The following is a 17894-nucleotide window of genomic DNA, read 5'->3' as shown; positions in this document are numbered from 1 at the left end:
ACCTGCGCCGCGATACGTGCCGAAATCGATGCGGGCTCGCAGGCGCTTAACGACCTGGTGACGCGTCAGGAAACGGCCAATCCCGGCGGCACGGACAGCGACATCGCCTACGGCTTCATGATGAGTCGCAACGTCGTCGATTGGACGGCGGCGGGGCAAATGCATCTGGACCAGATTGCCAATCTCTGGCTGAAGAACGACGCCAGTTGGTTGGCCGAAGGCAGCGCCTATCTGGATCAATCGGGCTTCAATCCGTTCAGCATCAATGCGCTGGGCCTGAGCGGCGCTGTGACAGGTAAACCCACGGCCAAGGCCCTGCTGGAGGCGCTGAAGGCGGGAGAGCTACCTAAAGGGACGACCGATACCGCTAAAGGCGCGCTCGCCGGAGCACCAGCGGCTGCTGAGCGAGGTGGACAGCGCCGATCCGTTGCCGACGATGGGGGTGTGGGGGCCGGTTGACAAGTCAGCGGCGGGGAGTGCAAAAGGGGTTGTAACGCCGGAAGTACCTGCTAACTCTATGGCCGCACGGATAGGGTTACGAGAAGATCTCGCAGCACAAGCCGGTATTCCTCGGAATATGGTTGAATCTCCTGCGAACATTTGGGGTAAGTCTGTCGACGATATTCAGCAGTCGTTCAAAATGGATGGCGCAAAGCTCACATATGTTCCGCCAAAAACTGGAACGTCGGGTAATGCTCAGGTTTATAAGGTTGAAGGTGGTACAACTGGTATTAAAGAAATTCAATACAGTCCGTCAACTGTTAGCGGCGATGTGAAGTCAATTCACGTTGGTGAGTACTATAAGGTCACATATGTTGATGGTAGCAAGGCTAAAGTTATTGATCCTCTAACTTATAGGCCTACATTCCAGGGGCCTTCCACTCCAATCTATGACGCTAATACGGTGTATTTAAACCTGCAAGGTCAGAAGGTGCTGTTAAATCCTGTTGCCAATACATGGATTCCCAAATGATAGAATCTAATAGCTTGGCTATCTCTTGGTGCGCCCCTATTGTTCCAAGTGCCTCCTTGGCAGGAGTGCCTCTGAATATAGAAGTGGATTTGCTGGAGTGTTTGCTACTGCGGTATTTAGTTGATAGAGATGGCAGGGTTTATAGATTTGACCAAGGCCCTGATCTTCGTTTGGTATGCGGTTTTGATGAGCATGGAAATGGTGGATATTCTTTTTCTATCGCTAATGACGAGATCGTCCATGAATTGAAAAGAGGGATGCCGGCTCTTTCTATTCTTGTTCGGGATCGAAGGGTGTTTGCCATTAAGGTTTATGATTTTAGTTTTCCGGGAGAGCTTGCGGAGGGGTTTATATATAAGGGATTTTTGCCGGGAGCTATAGGGTTGGGTAGCTTGGTCTCAGATTTGTTGTCATTCACAACGCTAGAATTCGATGAGGCCGAGGAGTAGTTTTATACTGATCGAAACTATGGGGTTCTTGAAGTTACGGGCTGGGGAGTGCCTATAGATGAGAGACCTGATCAGCGTATTACAGCTATATGCGTAATTTCAGTTTAGTAATCTTGGTCCCTTTATATAAAACCCCAGCCAACGAGCTGGTGTCCCGTCCAAGCGTCCAAACCACCTTCCCCGCCTGCTGGCGGGGTGATTTTTCGTAGACGGACTACCGAAATCCCGCTTCGCCACCTTCCGCCTGTCGGTTTTTCGACTGACTTTCTCTGCGTAAAGCCCTCGCTTTCCTGAATTTTTCAGCGCCCGACCAGCCGGATTCGCCTGCTCCGTGGACGGGTGGCTTTTCCCAAGGCAAACCGCGTTGGCAGCTATCCGCTCAGGTAAAAACCCGAAAGCAATCCGTCCCAGGCTTCAAACCATTCCACCCGTTTTAGAGCTCGCCGGTAAGGATCGACCCCGTTCCAGACTTCCAACGGTGTTCGCCCGTTCAGTTTCTGATGTGGGCGCACCGCGTTGTACCAGAAGTGGAAGGTTTGCAAGGCCGCCTGCAATTGCCCGCCGTCCAGCACGCGCCACTGATCGAGCTTGGCCTTCAGGGTGCCAAACAGCCGTTCGATCCTGCCGTTCTGCCAGGGACAGCCCCTGTCCGTGCGTTGATACCGAATACCCGCCAGCCGAACTACGCCGCTGAAGACCTTGCCGGTAAACACACGCTCGTTGTCCGTGCGAATCGCCGCTGGTCTGCCGTAACGCCCAATGGCCAGAAACAGATGGCCCAGCAATGTCCAGGCGTTCTTGTTGGTCAGGTTTTCCAAACGCAGTAGCCGCCGCGTGCCGTGATCGATCAGGCCGAAGATCGCATGTTGTTCCCCGTGGACATCCTGCTTGCCGGTCATGTCCAGTGCCCACACCGCGTTCCGTTCAGGTGAGTAGGGTTCGCGCCTGCGCAATGCACGGCGCCTGCACTCAATCGCGTACTGCTCGCGACACAGGGTGTAAGCCACGAAAGATTTACTCACCGTCATCTGCCGGCGTCGGGCATGCAGGCGATTGAAGGTATCGGTTAGCTGCCGACATCCCGCCTTAGGCATTAGTGCTTTCAAACGCACCAATTCATCGATGACCCAGGCGGGTTTGCGTGCCCGCCGTATCACCCCGCCGTGCCGGGTGCGTTGCCAGCCGGAAGGCTTGACCCGAATGCGGCGCCGAAAGAGCCTGAGCAGCCAGTGCCAAAACCTTCGCCATCCCCTGCGCAGCATTACACCTCCTTGAATGAAAACACCCTGCCAAGGTTTCCCTTGGCAGGGTGTGGGGTATTTCAGTCTCCCGGTCGGGCCGGGCGCCAGTTCACGCCGTCACTGCTTCCGCCGCTGCTCGTGGTCGGCCTGATACAACGACTGCGCATCAGAAACCAGCAACAACAGTGCACGGCTGATGCGAAAGACGTTCCTGATTGGCATGTCGTCCTGATTGATCATTTCCAGCACGGCCAGCAGATCGATCACCGCGCCCAGCCGATTGTCCGCCGCGTCATACAGGGCATCGGCGGGTGCATCCGCACGCAGGTACAGCATGGCTTCGCGGGGGAAGTAGCTGTGTTGTGACGTCGTTGCCAGCGGGATGAAGCCGTGGGTGGTGGCGCGTTCAGTTATAGCGGGGTGTGACGTATCATTGGCGGTAGCCATATTCAGCTCCTTAGTCAGCTGCTTGTGGTTAGCGGGCTCAGGGTGTGCAACCACCTTGGGCCCGCGTCTTTGGTGTCGTGCAAAACTCCTTTTGGTCCTCGCCGTTCGGCACTTCCGGACCCTGTTCTGTTGAGTAGGCGTGTGCTGATCAGGCGTTAAACAGCTGAGAATACGCCGCTTACTGTCTATAACGTTCGATGATATTAGCTTTTGACGTGTGGCCGCATCCATGGATTGGATAGGGCTTCCGTCGTGTCCCTCAGTATCTTGGGAAAAGGCCCGCGGGAGCTGCCCTCAGGCCTGTGTGTTGAGCGCGAAGGCAGGCACCGGATGGTGGAATTGATAACCCGTGCCTACGCCGCAGCTGGAGGCGCTGATGAGTACGAGGGCAAGTAGCAGGGCGGTCTTCATGGCGATTCTCCTGTGTTTCAGGATCGGGCGACTTCCAGTCTACGCCCCGTGGTCCGCTGTGCGCCGAAGACCAGGAAGCTTCCCACGGCGAATAGCCAGGCGCTGATGCCGCCATAACCGAGCACCCAGCCGAAGCCCTGCACCAGTGCGGCCCGCGCACGCTCCGGATCGTCGCTGCCCAGTTGACCGCTGGCGATGGTCGCGGCCCGCTGCAGGCGCTCACCGTCATCCACGCCCGGCAATCCCGCGTCGACGCCCCAGAGCAGGATCAGCCCCATCACCGCGATGTTGAGCGCCAGGGAAATCATCCGCGCGCTCATGTCGATGCTCGAGGCCATTCCGGCGCGCGCGCTCGGTACGGCGGCGGTGGAGGTGTTGGTCACCGTGGTGTTGGTCATCCCCAGGCCGATGCCGGCCAGTACGCAACCCGGCAGCAGGGTGAGCCAGCTGGCGTTGTCGGCGGCGCTGCCCCAGAGCATGAGGAAGAAGCCGGCGCCGATCACCAGCAGGCCGCCGGGGATGACCCAGCCCGGCTGGAAGCGCTGTGCCAGGCGCTCGGCGATGGGCGGCACCACCAGGGTCGGCAGGGTGTAGGCCAGCAGCGACCAGCCGGCTTTCACATCGTCGTAGCCGAGCACGCCGTGGTAGTAAACCGGCAGGTAGATCATCAATGGCCAGAAGCTGACGTTCATTCCCGCGGAGCCGAACATGGCGCCGGCGAAGGCGCGGATGCGCAGCACGGAGAAGTCGAACATCGGGTGCGGCACGCGTCGTTCGATGGCGATGAACGCCGCCAGGCAGACCAGGCTGCCCAGCAGGATCGCCAGCGCCGCCGGGCTGGTGAAGCCGAGCTCGGCGCCCTGGGTGATGTAGAAGACCGTGCCGAGCACCGCGAGGGACAGACTGAGCATGCCGCCGAGATCGAGCTTCACGGCGTCCGGATCGCGGGATTCGACCGCACCGTACTGCGCCAGGGCCAGGGTGAGCAGGGCGATCGGTCCGTGTACCAGGAACACCCATTGCCAGCTCGCCAGGGCGACGATGGCGCTGCCGATGATCGGCCCGAAGCCCAGGCCGATGCCGAAGATCACGCCCCAGGCGGCGAAGGCACGGACGCGCTCGGCCGGGTCGCTGAACTGGCTGCTCAGGACCGCTACCTGGCAGATCAGCATGACCCCGCCGGCGGCGCCTTGCAGGAAGCGTCCGGCGATCATGGCCGGCATGCTGGTCGCCAGCCCGCAGAGCAGCGAGGTGAGGCCGAACAGCGCCAGGCTGATGACGAACAGGCGCTTGCGGCCGAAGCGGTCGGCCAGGGTGCCGGCGGCCATCAGCACGCTGGTGACGGCGATGGTGTAGGCGTTCATCACCCATTGCAGGTCCTGGAAGTCGCCCTGGAGCACGCGCTCCAGGGCCGGCAGGCTGGCGGGGACGCTGGAGATCTCCAGGCCGAACATCATCGAGGACAGGCACACCGCCGCCAGGGCGATGAGATTGCGAGGGTTGTGGATGGCAGTCATGGGCGGGGCTCCGTTTCCGAAGCACCATTCTGGAAAAGAACAGGGTTCCCCATTGGCTCCATTTCGTCCCATCATTGGGGTTTGTCAGGACCCAAACGGACAGGCCGATGGATGACCGACTCGATGGCATCGCCACCTTCGTCCAGGTGGTGGATGCCGGCAGCTTCGCCCTGGCGGCGGAGCGCCTGAACCTCACGCGCTCGGCGGTGGGCAAGGCCATCGCCCGGCTGGAGGCGCGCCTGGGTGTGCGCTTGCTGCAGCGCACCACGCGCAGCCAGAACCTCACCGACGACGGCCAGGTGTTCTACGACAGCTGCGTGCGCGCCCTGGCCGAGCTGGATGCCGCGCACAGCGTGCTCGAAGGCGGGCGAATCGAGCCGCGCGGGCGGCTGCGGGTCAGCGTGCCGATCTCCTTCGGCCACCTGTGCGTGGTGCCGTTGATGCTGGAGCTGGCGCGGCGGTACCCATCGCTGAAGATCGACCTGTCCTTCACCGACCGCCGCGTCGACCTGGTGGAGGAGGGCTTCGACCTCGCCATACGCATCGGCCCGCTGGGCGACAGCGCCACCCTCGCCGCGCGCAAGCTGGGCGTGCAGTACACCAGCATCGGCGCGGCGCCTTCGTATATCGCGGCGCACGGCATGCCGCAGGACCTCGACGAATTGGTCGGCCATGCAGCGATCAGCTATTCCGTCGCCGGCGTCACCTCGCCCTGGGACCTGCGGGACGACGATGGCCACGCAAAACGCATCGATATCGACCCGCAACTGAGCATGGACGACCTGCAGGCGATCACCGCTGCCGCCGTGGCCGGCTTCGGCCTGGCGCGCCTGCCGTCCTGGCTGCTGGCACGGCATGTGAAGAACGGCGAGCTGGTGGTGGTGAAGGGGCGCTGCAACCTGCCGCCGCTGGAGATTCATGCGGTCTGGCCGAAGACCCGCTATATGCCATCGAAGATCCGTTGCGCCATCGATGCGCTGGTGGCCGGAATTCCCGCGCTGCTGGCCGACTGAACCATTGCCCACTTCGCCTGCCCAACGGCTCGCCTGTCGGCTGGTTTGCAAGCTATCGGTGGGCCGCTATCGTTGGCCGTTGATCCATCCGGTTTTCATGTAAGGGATTTCATGCGCTCGCTGCTCGCCTTCCTCCTCGCCACCTGTTTTGCCGCATCCGCCCAGGCGGCCTGGTACCTCGACTACGAGTCGTCGCGGCTGACCTTCGTCACCAGCAAGAACACCGACATTGCCGAAGTGAGCCGCTTCCTGGTGATGCACGGCAAGGTGGACGAACAGGGGCAGGCCGAGTTGCGTATCGAGATGGACTCGGTGAGCACCGGCGTTCCGCTGCGCGACGAGCGGGTACGCGAGACGCTGTTCGATACCGAGAACTACCCGGATGCGCGGATCGCCGCACGCCTGGACCTGCGGCCGATCACCGACCTGGCCAGCGGCGTGCAGATGGAGATGCGCCTGCCGCTGCGCCTGGAGCTGCGCGGGCAGTCGAAGGACTACCGCACCGATGTGCTGATCACGCGCCTGGACGAGCATCGCTTCCAGGTGGTGACCCTCTCGCCGCTGGTGGTCAATGCCGCTGACTTCGGCCTGGCGCCGGGCGTATCGAAGTTGCGCAAACTCGCCGGGCTGAAAAGCATCGGCCTGTCGGTGCCAGTGGGCGCCGTGCTGATCTTCGCCTCGCGGTGAGCGGACCGATCTTCCCCTGGCGAAGCGGTAACCGCTTCGCCCTGCTCCGCGATGGCGAGCACTTCTTTCCGCGCATGTTCGAGGCCATCGACGGCGCCGTGCGCCAGGTCGAACTGGAACTCTATCTGGTGGAAAGCGGCAGCTGCGCGGAGGCGCTGCTGGACCGCCTGCTGGCGGTGCGTGCGCGTGGCGTGCGGGTACGTTGCCTGTTCGATGCCTACGGCAGCCTGAAGCTTTCCAGCGCCTGGACGCGCCAGTTGCTGGAAGCGGGTGGCGAGCTGCGCCAGTACAACCCGCTGAGCTGGAAGGCCGGGTTGCGCAACCTGTACCGCGACCACCGCAAACTGCTGCTGGTGGACGAGCGCATCGCCTATGTCGGCGGCACGGGCGCCAGCGACGAGTTCTGGTCAGCGCGGGACAACCGCAGCGACTGGCACGAGGTGATGGTCGAGATGACCGGCAGTATCGTTGCCGACTGGCAGCGCCTGTTCGAGCGCCAGTGGCACGCCACCTTCGGCGTGCGCGCCTGGAAGCCGCGCGAGGAGGTGCTGCTCACCCGCCTGCCGCCGACGCCGCATTATGGCGAAGGCCTGGCGCGGGTCGCCTACGCGGATGCCAGCCAGCACCGCGACATCCTGCAGTCGCTGGTTCGTTCACTGCGCGGCGCGCGCCAGCGCATCTGGCTGGCCACGCCGTATTTCCTGCCGACCTGGAAGGTCCGCCGGGCGCTGCGCAGAGCCGCCCAGCGCGGCGTCGACGTGCGCCTGCTGCTCACCGGCCGGCTCACCGACCATGCACCGGTACGCTACGCCGGGCAGCGTTACTACCCGAGCCTGTTGCGCGCGGGCGTGCGCATCTTCGAATATCAGCCACGCTTCCTGCACCTGAAAATGGTCGTGGTCGACGATTGGACCAGCGTTGGGTCCTGCAACTTCGATCATTGGAACCTTCGCTTCAATCTGGAGGCCAATGTAGAAGCGTTCGATCCTCAGTTCACTGCCGCGGTCGCCGAATGTCTGCGTACGGACTTCGAGCAAAGCCGCGAAATAGACCTTGGCAGCTGGCATGCCAGGCCCTGGTGGAAGCGTCTGCGTGAACGGCTATGGGGTTCCCTGGACCGCTTGGTGGTGAATTTTCTCGACCGCCGGCGCTGAACCGGCGGGGCGCCCGAACCGAAGTTTCGAATAGGAGAGCGGCGTGAGTACGAGTCAGAAGGAACGCTTCATCGGCCTGGAATGGCTGCGCTTCCTGCTAGGTCTTTATGTGGTGGTCTACCACACCCTGCACAACTACCCGGCGGAGCAAAAGTTCCCAGGCCTCGACGACCTGACCAGCCTGGGTTTCTTTGCCACCAGCACCTTCTTCGTGCTGTCGGGCTTCCTGCTCTGTCACGTCTACGTCAGTGACGGGCAGTTGCGCGAAAGCCCGCGCAGCTTCTTCACCAAGCGGCTGTCCAACCTCTACCCGCTGCACATCTTCTCGATCCTGCTGACCATCGCGGTGCTGCTGACGGTCAGTGGCCTGGGGATCGGCCCGGATCTCGACCAGGCCACGCCGCGTTTCGTCGTCTATGACACCAACGAGGTGATCGGCCGTCTTCAGCCGCAGCTGTTCCATCACTGGATGAGCGACCGCGAGCTGCTGTTCAACAGCATCCTGCAGCTCACCATGATGCAGGCGTGGAACCCCTACTACCTGACCTTCAACGCCCCGCTCTGGTCGCTGTCGACGCTGTTCTTCTTCTACCTGTGCTTCCCCTGTGTCGCACCGCGCCTGGCGCGGGCGCAGAACAAATGGCGGCTGCTGATCGTGCTCTGGCTGCTGTACCTGGTGCCGCCGCTGCTGGTGGTCGCCAGCCAGCAGTACGGCATGCCCTGGACGGGCCTGTTGCATCGCAATCCATTGCTGCGCCTGCCGGAGTTCCTCAGCGGCATCCTCATCTACGGGCTGTTCCGCCAGTACAAGGATGCCGGCCGCACACCGGGGCGTGGGATGACACTGGCGATGGTCGCGTTCGTGCTGGTGAACTTCCTGGTGGCGGACTACCTGTACACCCACGGCGCCAAGTTCTGGTACTTCCTGCTGCACAACGGCCTGCTGCTGCCGGCGCAATTGATGCTGGTGTACCTCTGCGGGCTGCTCCGCGATCCCCGCAACAGCATGATCTGTCGCTGGTCGCCGCGCCTGGGTGCGGCATCGTTGTCATTGTTCGCCCTGCACGTGCCGTTGTTCACCCTGTTCTCGCGGACCGAGAAGCTGATCCGCGCGCCGGGGGACTGCCTGGCCGACTGGGCCTTCTGCGTCGATGCAGCGACTCGCCAGCAGCTGTCGCTGTGGCTGTACCCGCTGTTCCTGCTGTTCATGGTGACGAGCTGCGTGCTGGTGCAGGAGCGCTGCGTGGTGCCGGTGCGCAAGTGGCTGGTGAGCCATTTGCTGCCGGCGTCGCCGTCGCGGGCGCGGGTGGTGACGGAGAGTTGAGGCACGAACTGGAGCGTAGGGCGTACAACCGTTCGCGGTTGTACGCTGATTCACTGTGCGCCTGGTCGGTTCCCTGGTGAGGTCCGGAGTGTCGTGAAACTGCGGCTCTGTGACCAGCAATGGAGCGCATTGTGGCCAAGGTGAGGCGGCGTATAACGTCGAACGTTATACGCCCTACGGTTCGGTTTGGGCATGAGCGGCTTTTGTAGTAGCGGATTCATCCGCGATTCGCATTGCGCCGAAGCATCGCGGACGGAGTCCGCTCCTACAGGAGTCGTGCACCAGGACTGGAGTTGCCGCAATTCGTAGGATGGGTGGAGCGAAGCGATACCCATGCTGTCGGTGCACGATGTTGATGGGTTTCGCTTCGCTCTACGCCATCCTACAAGGGCACAAAAGACCGTTGCTCCTACGAAAATCCCTTGCCTGAAATTCACCCTACCTGTGCCTGCCAGTCATTGAGGTTGTAGTAGTTGGTCACCCGCGCGACCTTGCCGTCACGGATCTCGAAGAAGGCGCCAGCCGGCAGCACGTAGGTCTGCCCGTTGGCCGGCGGCAGGCCCTCGTCGGTACTGAGGTACTCGCCATGCACGACGAACTCGGCCGCTCCGCGCGTGCCGTCTTCGCTGGCCATCACCACGATGTTCGCCAGTCGTTCGCGGTAGCAGCGGTTCATGTGTTCCATGAAGCGCGAGAACGCCACCTTGCCATGCTGGCGCTCGCCCTGGTTGATGTCGTGCACCACCTCCTCGTGCAGCAAGCCGAGGAAAGCAGGCATGTCGCCAGCGTTGAAGGCGGCGTAGTAGGCATTGATCAGGGCCTTGGCGTGCATGGGTATGCTCCTGTCGCGGGTAGGGCTTAAGGCGGATTCGTCGGTCATGATAGGTTGAGCTGTCGGCCATCACTTTGCCGTTAGCGGCATCCTGCGGACGAAAACGACCATGCCCACGGACATCCGGCTGCTCAGCGGCGGCGCCATCCGCCCCTTCATCGATGACCTGGCGCGCCTGCGGATCACCGTATTCCGCGAATTCCCCTATCTCTACGACGGCAGCCCGGAATACGAGGCGAATTACCTCGATACCTATGTGCGCTGCCCCTGGAGCCTGTGCGTGCTGGTGCTCGACGAGGGCCGGGTGGTCGGCGCCTCCACCGGGCTGCCGCTGCAGGACGAGACCGAAGAGTTCCAGCGGCCCTTCCTCGAACAGGGCTGGAATCCCGGGCACATCTTCTACTTCGGCGAATCAGTGCTGTTGCCGGCCTACCGCAATACCGGGCTGGGCCTGCGCTTCTTCGAGGAGCGTGAGCGCTATGCACGCGGGTTGCAGCGCTTCGACTGGTGCGCCTTCTGTGCAGTGCAGCGGCCACTGGACCACCCGGCGCGCCCGGTCGGTTACCGGACGCTGGACGAGTTCTGGCTGCACCGGGGCTTCAGCCCTCGGCCGGAGCTGCGCACCGAATACCACTGGCGTGATGTCGGCGACCCGTTCGAATCCGCCAAACCCATGTCCTTCTGGCTCAAGGAGCTCACCTGATGATCCGCGTTGCCGCCTGCCAGTACGCCATCGAACTGCACGAGAGCTGGGAGGCTTACGCGCAGCACCTCGAAGACCTGTGCGCCGAGGCGGCGGGGCGGGGCGCGCGCCTGCTGGTGCTGCCAGAGTATGCCGGGCTGGTGCTGAGCGGCCTGCTACCGGCCGAGGTGCGCAGTGACCTGCACGGCTCAATCGCCGGCCTGCAGCCGTGGCTGCCGAAATGGCTGGCGCTGTGCGAGTCCATCGCCCGGCGCATGAATCTCTATTTCGTCCCGGGTTCGGCTCCGGTGCTCGATGCGGATGGCCACTACCGTAACCGTGCCTGGCTGTTCGGTCCGGATGGCCTGCTCGGCACTCAGGACAAGCTGCTGATGACGCGCTTCGAACGGGAGCAGTGGAACATCGTCGGCGGCGAGGGCCTGCGCGTGTTCGAGACCCAGTTCGGCCGGCTGGGCATCCTGATCTGCTATGACAACGAATTCCCGCTGCTGGCGCGCACCCTCGCCGAGCAGGAGGTGGACCTGATACTCGCGCCCAGCTGTACCGACACCGAGGCCGGCTATCACCGCGTGCGCATCGGTGCCCAGGCCCGTGCGCTGGAGAACCAGATCGCCGTGCTGCATTCGCCTACGGTAGGCCTCGCGCCCTGGTCGCCGGCGCTGGACGAAAACGTCGGCCGCGCCGGCCTGTACGTGCCGCCGGACTACGGCATGCCCGCCAATGGCGTGCTGGCGCTGAGCGAGGAACTGGTACCCGCGGAAAGCCGCTGGCTGGTGCATGACCTGGACCTGGACGAAGTACGCCGTGTGCGTCGCGAGGGGCAGGTGTTCACTCGTCGCGATTGGCCGGAGCAGTTCACGCCGGGACGGTTGAGCATCCTTCGCTGAGAAGACCCGGACTTTCGACGGGTGGCAAGGCGCGGTGCCGTGGTTATGCTCCGGGCATAACCATAAGAGGGACATGCCATGCTCCGACTGGCTCTGTGCGCCATCCTCCTGTTGCTGGCCGGTTGCAGTTCGCCCGGCGCGTTCTTCGGGGCGCTGGACGGCCCGATGTTCAGCGCACAGCCGAGCGATCCGCAGCATGCGACGGTGTACATCTACCGTCCGCAGAACCAGTGGTCCGACGAGGAGCTGGAAGCGCCGGGGCTGTTCCTCAACAACGAGCTGATCGGCAGCCTGCCGAGCAATGGTTACTTCGCCATGCGCTTCGAGCCGGGCAGTTATCCGTTGCAGATGCGCCGCCCCCTGCTGGGCAGCTTCTGGACCTTTTTCGCCGGCGGCACCCTGGACTTCACTTTGATTTCCGGCTTCGCCCTGGAGGCGAAGGCCGGCCAGGTCTACTACCTGCGCTACGACGAAACCCATACGGCGCCCAAATTCCAGCACAACGCCGGGGAGGGTGCCGGTCCGCTCAACCTGGTGGGCAACGAGCTCGGCTCTCGGGAGATACCTGCGACGCGCCAGGTGCAGGAACCTGTCAGCTTCGCCGCCAGCGGCAAGGAGATCCGAAAGCCGGGCTTCTTCGAACGCATCGGACTGTGAATCGACCCCGTATGCGATGTTATGAGTTCAGCTCATAACTCCTTGAGTTTTTATGGTTACCGGGCCGCTTTGGCCCGGTGCTAAAAATCGTCGCACCAGCTCATCGACAACAACAAAGAGCGACGCGACATGATCACCTCCCTGCTTTCCCTGCCCTCGATCCGTCCTCTTCGTTCCGGCCTGTCCGGTGCCGTTGCGCACCTGCCCGACTCGCCCCTCGATTCCTGATCCCTACTGACTTTCCCCCGGCATCTCCTGCCGGTTTTGCCACGGGCCGCGCCAGCAGGCCCGGGCTTTTCTACACCCCCACGTTCCATGAGGTACTCCATGAAAAAGCTCGACCTGTACATCGGTGAAGGTTTCGAAGGCCCTGGCGTCAACGCCGCGCACATCAACATCCTGATCGGCCCGCGCAATGGTCCGGCCGGCCAGGCCTTTGCCAGCAGCCTCGCTTCACCCAGCCAGGGTCACTGCCCGTTCATGGTGATCGCCCAGCCAAATATCCCGGTCAAACCCATGACCCTCTATGTGAACAAGGCCGAGATCAACGGCGACATGCACGCCAACGCCAACTGGGGCGCGTCCCAGGCCGGCATCGCCAAGGCCGTCACCGAAGCGCTGCTGGACGGCACCCTGCCGCCGGAAGCCGAGGACGAGTGGGCCATCGTCACCGCCAACTGGGTCAACCCGGCGTGCGACGACCTGGATGCCGTCTACCTGAACAACTACAACGCCTGCCGCACCGCGATCCGTGCGGCGCTGAGCTGCAAGCCCGAGCGCGCGCAGCTGGCCGACGTGGTCAATGCCATCGCCAACCCCTTCTACACCCCCAAGGCCTGAGGTCCGCACCATGCAATACATCCGTCTCGGCAACTCCGGCCTGCAGGTTTCCAAGCTGTGCCTGGGCACCATGAACATGGGCACCCCGGACTGGAAGCCGTGGATCTTCGATGAAGCCAGGAGCGAGCCGATCGTGAAGCACGCGCTGGATGCCGGCGTGAACTTCATCGACCTCGCCGACTTCTATTCCGCCGGCGTCGGCGAGGAAGTGGTCTGCCGCATCCTCAAGCGCCTGGTGCGCCGCGAGAACGTGGTGATCACCACCAAGGTCGGCTACGGCACCCGCCCCGGCGTCAACGCCAGCGGCCATTCCCGCAAGCACATCATGGACGGCATCGATGCCTCCCTGAAGCGCATGGGCATGGATTACGTCGATATCTACATGCTGCACTTCTACGATGTGAACACCCCGGTGGAAGAGGTGATGGGCGCGCTGAACGACATCGTCCGCGCCGGCAAGGCCCGCTACATCGGCGTGTCGACCATGCTCACCGGCCAGTTGGCGAAGATCCTCATGGCCTGCGAGCGCAACGGCTGGGTCAAGCCGATCAACATGCAGCTGCAGCTCAACTGCGCCTACCGCGAGGAAGAGCGCGAGATGATCCCGTTCTGCCGCGACCAGGGCCTGGGTGTCTCGGTATTCAGCCCGCTGGCGCGTGGCCTGCTGACCGGTGACGTGAGCTCCACGCGCAACCAGACCGACTTCTTCACCCAGCAGATGTACGCCGACGAAGCCTCCTTCGAGATCGCCCGCTCCGTGCAGCGCGTGGCCCAGCGCCGTGGCGTATCCAACGCGCAGATCGCCCAGGCCTGGGTCCTGCAGCATTCGGGCGTGGATTGCATGCTGGTCGGCGCCGACACCACCGCGCAGTTCGACAGCGCGCTGACCGCGCTGGAGACGCGTCTGGACGACGAGGAAATCTTTGAGCTGGAGCGTAACTACACGCCCTGCGACGTGATCAACGACTACAACGCCGGCAAGCGCATCCTGCGCGCCGCCCGGCCCATGCGCGAAGCCTTCGCGCTGACGGAGGCGGTGGCATGAGCGCGCTGTTGAAAACCGGCCATTACATTAATGGCCTATGGGTAGCCGGCGGCGCGACCTACCCGGTGCGTAACCCGGCCACTGGCGCGTTGATCGTCGACGTCGCCCTTGGCGGCGCCGAGGAAACCAACGCCGCCATCGCCGCTGCCGAGCGTGCGCTGCCGGGCTGGCGCGCGCTGACCGCCAAGGAACGCAGCGCGCGCATTCGCCACTGGGGCGAGCTCATGCTGCAGCGCCAGGATGAACTGGCGCGCCTGCTCAGTACTGAGCAGGGCAAGCCGCTGGCCGAGGCCAAGGGGGAGGTCGCCTACGCGGCGAGCTTCCTCGAATGGTTCGCCGAAGAAGCCAAGCGCGTCTACGGCGATGTGATTCCCTCGCACAAGGGCGATGCGCGCATTGTGGTGATCAAGCAGGCCATCGGCGTGGTCGCCGCGATCACCCCGTGGAACTTCCCGCTGGCGATGGTCACCCGCAAGGTCGGCCCGGCATTGGCCGCCGGCTGCACCCTGATCCTCAAACCTTCCGAGGAAACCCCGCTGTCGGCCTTCGCCCTGGCGGTGCTGGCGGAAGAGGCGGGCATTCCGGCGGGCGTGTTCAACATCGTCTCTGGCGATGCGCCGGCGATCGGTGGCGCGCTGCAAGCCTCCGGCGCCGTGCGCAAGCTGTCGTTCACCGGCTCGACCCGTACCGGCAAGCTGCTGATGCGCCAGGCGGCGGAGACCCTGAAAAAAGTCTCGTTGGAGCTGGGCGGCAACGCGCCCTTCATCGTCTTCGACGACGCCGATATCGACGCCGCCGTGCGCGGTGCCATGGCCTCGAAATTCCGCAACACCGGTCAGACCTGCGTCTGCGTGAACCGCCTCTACATCCAGGATGGGGTGTATGACGCTTTCGTTTCCCGTCTCACCGATGCGGTTCGCGCCATGCGTGTGGGTAACGCGCTGGACGGCGAAACCGAGCAGGGGCCGTTGATCAATGAGGCGGCGCTGCTCAAGGTCGAACAGCACGTCGGCGACGCGCTGGAGAAGGGCGCCAGGCTGCTGTGTGGCGGTCGTCGGCATGCGCTGGGCGGCACCTTCTACGAACCGACCGTGTTGGCGGAGGCGAATCAGCACATGCTGATCGCCAGTGAGGAAACCTTCGGCCCGGTGGCCGCCTGTTTCCGTTTCCACGACGAGGTCGAAGTCCTGAATCTGGCGAACGATACGCCCTACGGTCTCTCCGCCTATTTCTACAGCCGCGACATCGGCCGCGTCTGGCGCATGGCCGAGGGGCTGGAAGCCGGCATGGTCGGCATCAACGAGGGAATCATCTCCACCGAGGTGGCGCCCTTCGGCGGCATCAAGGAGTCGGGCCTGAGCCGCGAAGGCTCGAAGTACGGCATCGAGGACTACGTGGAGATCAAGTACCTGCTCATGGGGGGCTTGTCCGCCTGACGCCGTCAAGGCGTTCTGCCCATCCGCCGCGTCGCTCAGGGCGCGGCGCCTCAACCTCGCTGTGTTTCCAATAAAAAAAATCGGAGACGATCATGTCGGGTCAAACAGTCAAAATCGATGACCTGCCCATTGGCAGGTTCCACATCAAGATCGCCGGCCTCACCTTCGGCGCGCACTTCACCGATGGCTACATCCTCGGCCTCATCGGCATCGCCTTCACCCTGATCAATCCACAGATGGCGCTGGCGCCTTTCTGGCAGGGCCTGATCGGCAGCTCGGCGCTGTTCGGCCTGTTCCTCGGCAGCCTGTTCTTCGGCTGGATTTCCGACCACCTCGGCCGGCAGAAGATCTTCCTCATCAGCTTCGTGCTGATCACGGTTGCCTCGGTGATGCAGTTCTACGTCGAGTCCGCGATGCAGCTGTTCCTTTGCCGGGTGTTGATCGGCATCGGCCTGGGGGGCGACTTCAGCGTCGGCCACGCCATGCTCGCCGAGTTCGCACCGCGTAAGCACCGTGGTGTGCTGCTGGGTTCGTTCAGCGTGATCTGGACCTTCGGCTACGTCGCTGCGACCTTCGTCGGCACGGCCATGCTGCCGCTGGGCGACGATGCCTGGCGCTGGATGCTGGCATCCTCGGCGATTCCCGCGGCGATGATCCTGATCGCCCGCATCGGCACGCCGGAGTCGCCGCGCTGGCTGATCCACAAGGGACGTATCGAGGAGGCCCGCGCCATCGTGCACAAGCACCTGGGCGCGAACGTGGAGATCGACGAGGAAGTCATCACGCGCAAGCACAGTGGCTACGCGGCACTGTTCAGCCGTGAATACCGCAAGCGCACGGCGTTCAACTGCCTGTTCTTCATCTGCATCGTCATGCCGTATTTCGCCATCTACACCTTCCTGCCGTCGATCCTGCAGAAGATGGGGCTGTCCGAAGGGTTCGGCACGGAGATGATGCTCAACGCGCTGCTGGTGGTCGGGGCCCTGCTGGGCATCTGGTGCACTATCAAGTTCAGCCGCCGCGGCTTCCTCATCAATTCCTTCCTGATCCTCGCCGCGTCGCTGTTCCTGCTGGTACTTCTGCCGGGCAGCATGGCCTGGTTGATGGTCGCCACCTTCGGGCTGTTCACCCTGGTGCTGTCGGCGGTGAGCAACCTGGTCGGCGTCTATCCGGCGGAAAGCTTCCCCACCGAGGTGCGCGCCGGCGGTATCGGCCTGGCCACCGCGGCCAGCCGCCTGGGCTCCGCATTGAGCACCTTCCTGCTGCCGGTCAGCGTGGCGGGGATCGGCCTCAACCCGACCATGGCTATCCTCGCCGGCATCCTGCTGCTGGGGGCGATCATCTCCATCGCCTGGGCGCCGGAGACCAAGTACCTCACCCTCACGGATGCCTGTCGCAGCGATGCCGGCGACGGAGCTGCCAAGGTGCCGGACAAGGCCGCCAGGCTGGCCTGATCCAGCCGCGGCGAACCGCCCAGCGGGCGCACCGGAAATCGGTGCGCCCGTTTGTTTTTCAGGGGCAAGAGGGCGTGTGTGCATTGCCGTTCCTCAGGATCTTGACCAAGGCCTGTAGGAAATTGGCGCAACTGACGGGAGGTCTGTCCTTATCGATTTCCCCCCCGATTTCAGTGCCCCGGATGCCGATTAAGGTAGCGGCTTCCGCCTCGGATGACCGGTCAGTCATGGCCCCATCAGGCGCCATGACGCCCGAAGGCGATATTTCCCCAGCAAGGAGTTGCTATGCACTTTGGTCCCGCTGTTGCCGCCCTGACTTTCAGTTGCCTGCCGTTGTTCGCCGCCGCCGAGGAGGCCAGCGAGCAGGCCCGCGACGAGATGAGTCAGCATCAGGAGGAAATCAAGAACCAACTGGCAGATGTGGAATACAACCGCCGCCGCGTCATGGATCGCAACATCCAGTTGGCGCCCGCAGAGGCCGAGCCGTTCTGGGCCATCTACAACAGCTACCGCGGTGAGGCCGACAAGGTCGATACCGATGCCATGGCGCTGAGCCTCGACTTCGTCCGCAGCCTGCAGGCGGGCACGGTTGGCGAGGACCAGGCCCAAGACCTGCAGATGCGTGTCTTCCAGCTGGAAGACCGACGCCAGAAGCTGAAGGAAACCTATGTGGGGCGTATCTCCAAGGAGGTCTCGCCGGTGCGTGCACTGCGCTTCCTGCAGATCGAGACGCAACTCGACGCCCTCGCGCTGATCCAGACCAATCGATCGCTTCCCCTGGCCGAGTAATTCCTTTCTGAGTGCCACGCGCTCACGCGTGGCAA

General features: G+C 63.2%; 19 protein-coding genes. 15 read left to right on the top strand and 4 right to left on the bottom strand.

What is annotated here, in order from left to right; translation table 11 throughout:
* Positions 1 to 57 precede the first annotated feature (57 nt).
* Genes GA645_RS23310 through GA645_RS23300 form a run of 3 tightly spaced genes read left to right on the top strand, consistent with a single transcriptional unit; the run spans position 58 to position 1422 of the window.
* Positions 58 to 459, top strand: coding sequence for a hypothetical protein (locus GA645_RS23310; RefSeq protein WP_152225894.1), 402 nt, complete (start codon positions 58 to 60; stop codon positions 457 to 459).
* Entirely contained in the window at positions 410 to 973 is a 564-nt protein-coding gene (locus GA645_RS23305; protein ID WP_152225892.1) for a hypothetical protein, read from the top strand. Before GA645_RS23310 ends, GA645_RS23305 begins: the two co-directional genes overlap by 50 nt.
* Complete coding sequence (locus GA645_RS23300) at positions 970 to 1422, top strand: hypothetical protein (RefSeq protein WP_306092908.1); 453 nt, start codon at positions 970 to 972, stop codon at positions 1420 to 1422. Before GA645_RS23305 ends, GA645_RS23300 begins: the two co-directional genes overlap by 4 nt.
* A 371-nt stretch (positions 1423 to 1793) precedes the next feature.
* Here GA645_RS23300 and GA645_RS23295 read toward each other — a convergent pair whose 3' ends face one another.
* The 3 genes from GA645_RS23295 to GA645_RS23285 form a co-directional block, all read right to left on the bottom strand.
* Complete coding sequence (locus tag GA645_RS23295; protein WP_152225890.1) at positions 1794 to 2684, bottom strand: integrase core domain-containing protein; 891 nt, start codon at positions 2682 to 2684, stop codon at positions 1794 to 1796.
* A gap of 96 nt (positions 2685 to 2780) precedes the next feature.
* A complete protein-coding gene (locus GA645_RS23290; RefSeq protein ID WP_152225888.1) occupies positions 2781 to 3110 on the bottom strand; it encodes a hypothetical protein in 330 nt (109 codons plus the stop codon).
* Positions 3111 to 3538: 428 nt separating this feature from the next.
* Positions 3539 to 5038, bottom strand: coding sequence for an MFS transporter (locus tag GA645_RS23285; RefSeq protein WP_152225886.1), 1500 nt, complete (start codon positions 5036 to 5038; stop codon positions 3539 to 3541).
* Positions 5039 to 5145: 107 nt separating this feature from the next.
* Between GA645_RS23285 and GA645_RS23280 the strand changes: the two genes are divergently transcribed.
* The 4 genes from GA645_RS23280 to GA645_RS23265 all read left to right on the top strand — a co-directional run bounded on the left by GA645_RS23280 (position 5146) and on the right by GA645_RS23265 (position 9216).
* Positions 5146 to 6051, top strand: a complete 906-nt coding sequence (locus tag GA645_RS23280; protein WP_152225884.1) for a LysR family transcriptional regulator — start codon at positions 5146 to 5148, stop codon at positions 6049 to 6051.
* A 111-nt stretch (positions 6052 to 6162) separates the two neighbouring features.
* Positions 6163 to 6738: a YceI family protein gene (locus GA645_RS23275; RefSeq protein ID WP_152225882.1), complete on the top strand. Its 576-nt coding sequence runs from the start codon at positions 6163 to 6165 to the stop codon at positions 6736 to 6738.
* Positions 6735 to 7892, top strand: coding sequence for a phosphatidylserine/phosphatidylglycerophosphate/cardiolipin synthase family protein (locus tag GA645_RS23270; protein WP_152225880.1), 1158 nt, complete (start codon positions 6735 to 6737; stop codon positions 7890 to 7892). The genes GA645_RS23275 and GA645_RS23270 overlap by 4 nt, the downstream gene beginning before the upstream one ends.
* Positions 7893 to 7935: 43 nt before the next feature.
* The gene (locus GA645_RS23265) at positions 7936 to 9216 is read left to right on the top strand and encodes an acyltransferase (protein WP_152225878.1); all 1281 of its coding nucleotides are present in this window, start codon (positions 7936 to 7938) and stop codon (positions 9214 to 9216) included.
* A 433-nt stretch (positions 9217 to 9649) separates the two neighbouring features.
* Here GA645_RS23265 and GA645_RS23260 read toward each other — a convergent pair whose 3' ends face one another.
* Entirely contained in the window at positions 9650 to 10048 is a 399-nt protein-coding gene (locus tag GA645_RS23260) for a nuclear transport factor 2 family protein (RefSeq protein WP_152225876.1), read from the bottom strand.
* Positions 10049 to 10157: 109 nt separating this feature from the next.
* On the opposite strand from GA645_RS23260, the gene GA645_RS23255 reads away from it, so the two are divergent.
* From GA645_RS23255 to GA645_RS23220, 8 genes are all read left to right on the top strand, one after another.
* Positions 10158 to 10751, top strand: coding sequence for a GNAT family N-acetyltransferase (locus tag GA645_RS23255; protein WP_152225874.1), 594 nt, complete (start codon positions 10158 to 10160; stop codon positions 10749 to 10751).
* Entirely contained in the window at positions 10751 to 11638 is an 888-nt protein-coding gene (locus GA645_RS23250; RefSeq protein WP_152225872.1) for a carbon-nitrogen hydrolase family protein, read from the top strand. The genes GA645_RS23255 and GA645_RS23250 overlap by 1 nt, the downstream gene beginning before the upstream one ends.
* A 78-nt stretch (positions 11639 to 11716) precedes the next feature.
* Positions 11717 to 12295, top strand: coding sequence for a DUF2846 domain-containing protein (locus tag GA645_RS23245; RefSeq protein ID WP_152225870.1), 579 nt, complete (start codon positions 11717 to 11719; stop codon positions 12293 to 12295).
* A 327-nt stretch (positions 12296 to 12622) separates the two neighbouring features.
* Positions 12623 to 13135 carry a formaldehyde-activating enzyme gene (gene fae / locus GA645_RS23240; protein WP_152225868.1) on the top strand — a complete coding sequence of 171 codons (513 nt, stop codon included), beginning with the start codon at positions 12623 to 12625 and terminating at the stop codon, positions 13133 to 13135.
* 10 nt (positions 13136 to 13145) lie between these two features.
* On the top strand, positions 13146 to 14180 hold the full coding sequence (locus GA645_RS23235; protein WP_152225866.1) for an aldo/keto reductase: 1035 nt from the start codon (positions 13146 to 13148) through the stop codon (positions 14178 to 14180).
* The gene (locus tag GA645_RS23230) at positions 14177 to 15616 is read left to right on the top strand and encodes an NAD-dependent succinate-semialdehyde dehydrogenase (protein ID WP_152225864.1); all 1440 of its coding nucleotides are present in this window, start codon (positions 14177 to 14179) and stop codon (positions 15614 to 15616) included. Before GA645_RS23235 ends, GA645_RS23230 begins: the two co-directional genes overlap by 4 nt.
* Positions 15617 to 15708: 92 nt before the next feature.
* Complete coding sequence (locus GA645_RS23225; RefSeq protein ID WP_152225862.1) at positions 15709 to 17070, top strand: MFS transporter; 1362 nt, start codon at positions 15709 to 15711, stop codon at positions 17068 to 17070.
* Positions 17071 to 17355: 285 nt separating this feature from the next.
* Positions 17356 to 17859, top strand: coding sequence for a transcriptional regulator (locus GA645_RS23220; RefSeq protein WP_152225860.1), 504 nt, complete (start codon positions 17356 to 17358; stop codon positions 17857 to 17859).
* The last annotated feature ends 35 nt before the right edge of the window (positions 17860 to 17894 follow it).

Source organism: Pseudomonas sp. SCB32 (genome assembly GCF_009189165.1).
Classification (GTDB): domain Bacteria; phylum Pseudomonadota; class Gammaproteobacteria; order Pseudomonadales; family Pseudomonadaceae; genus Pseudomonas.
This window is presented reverse-complemented; position numbering and strand designations above follow the sequence as displayed.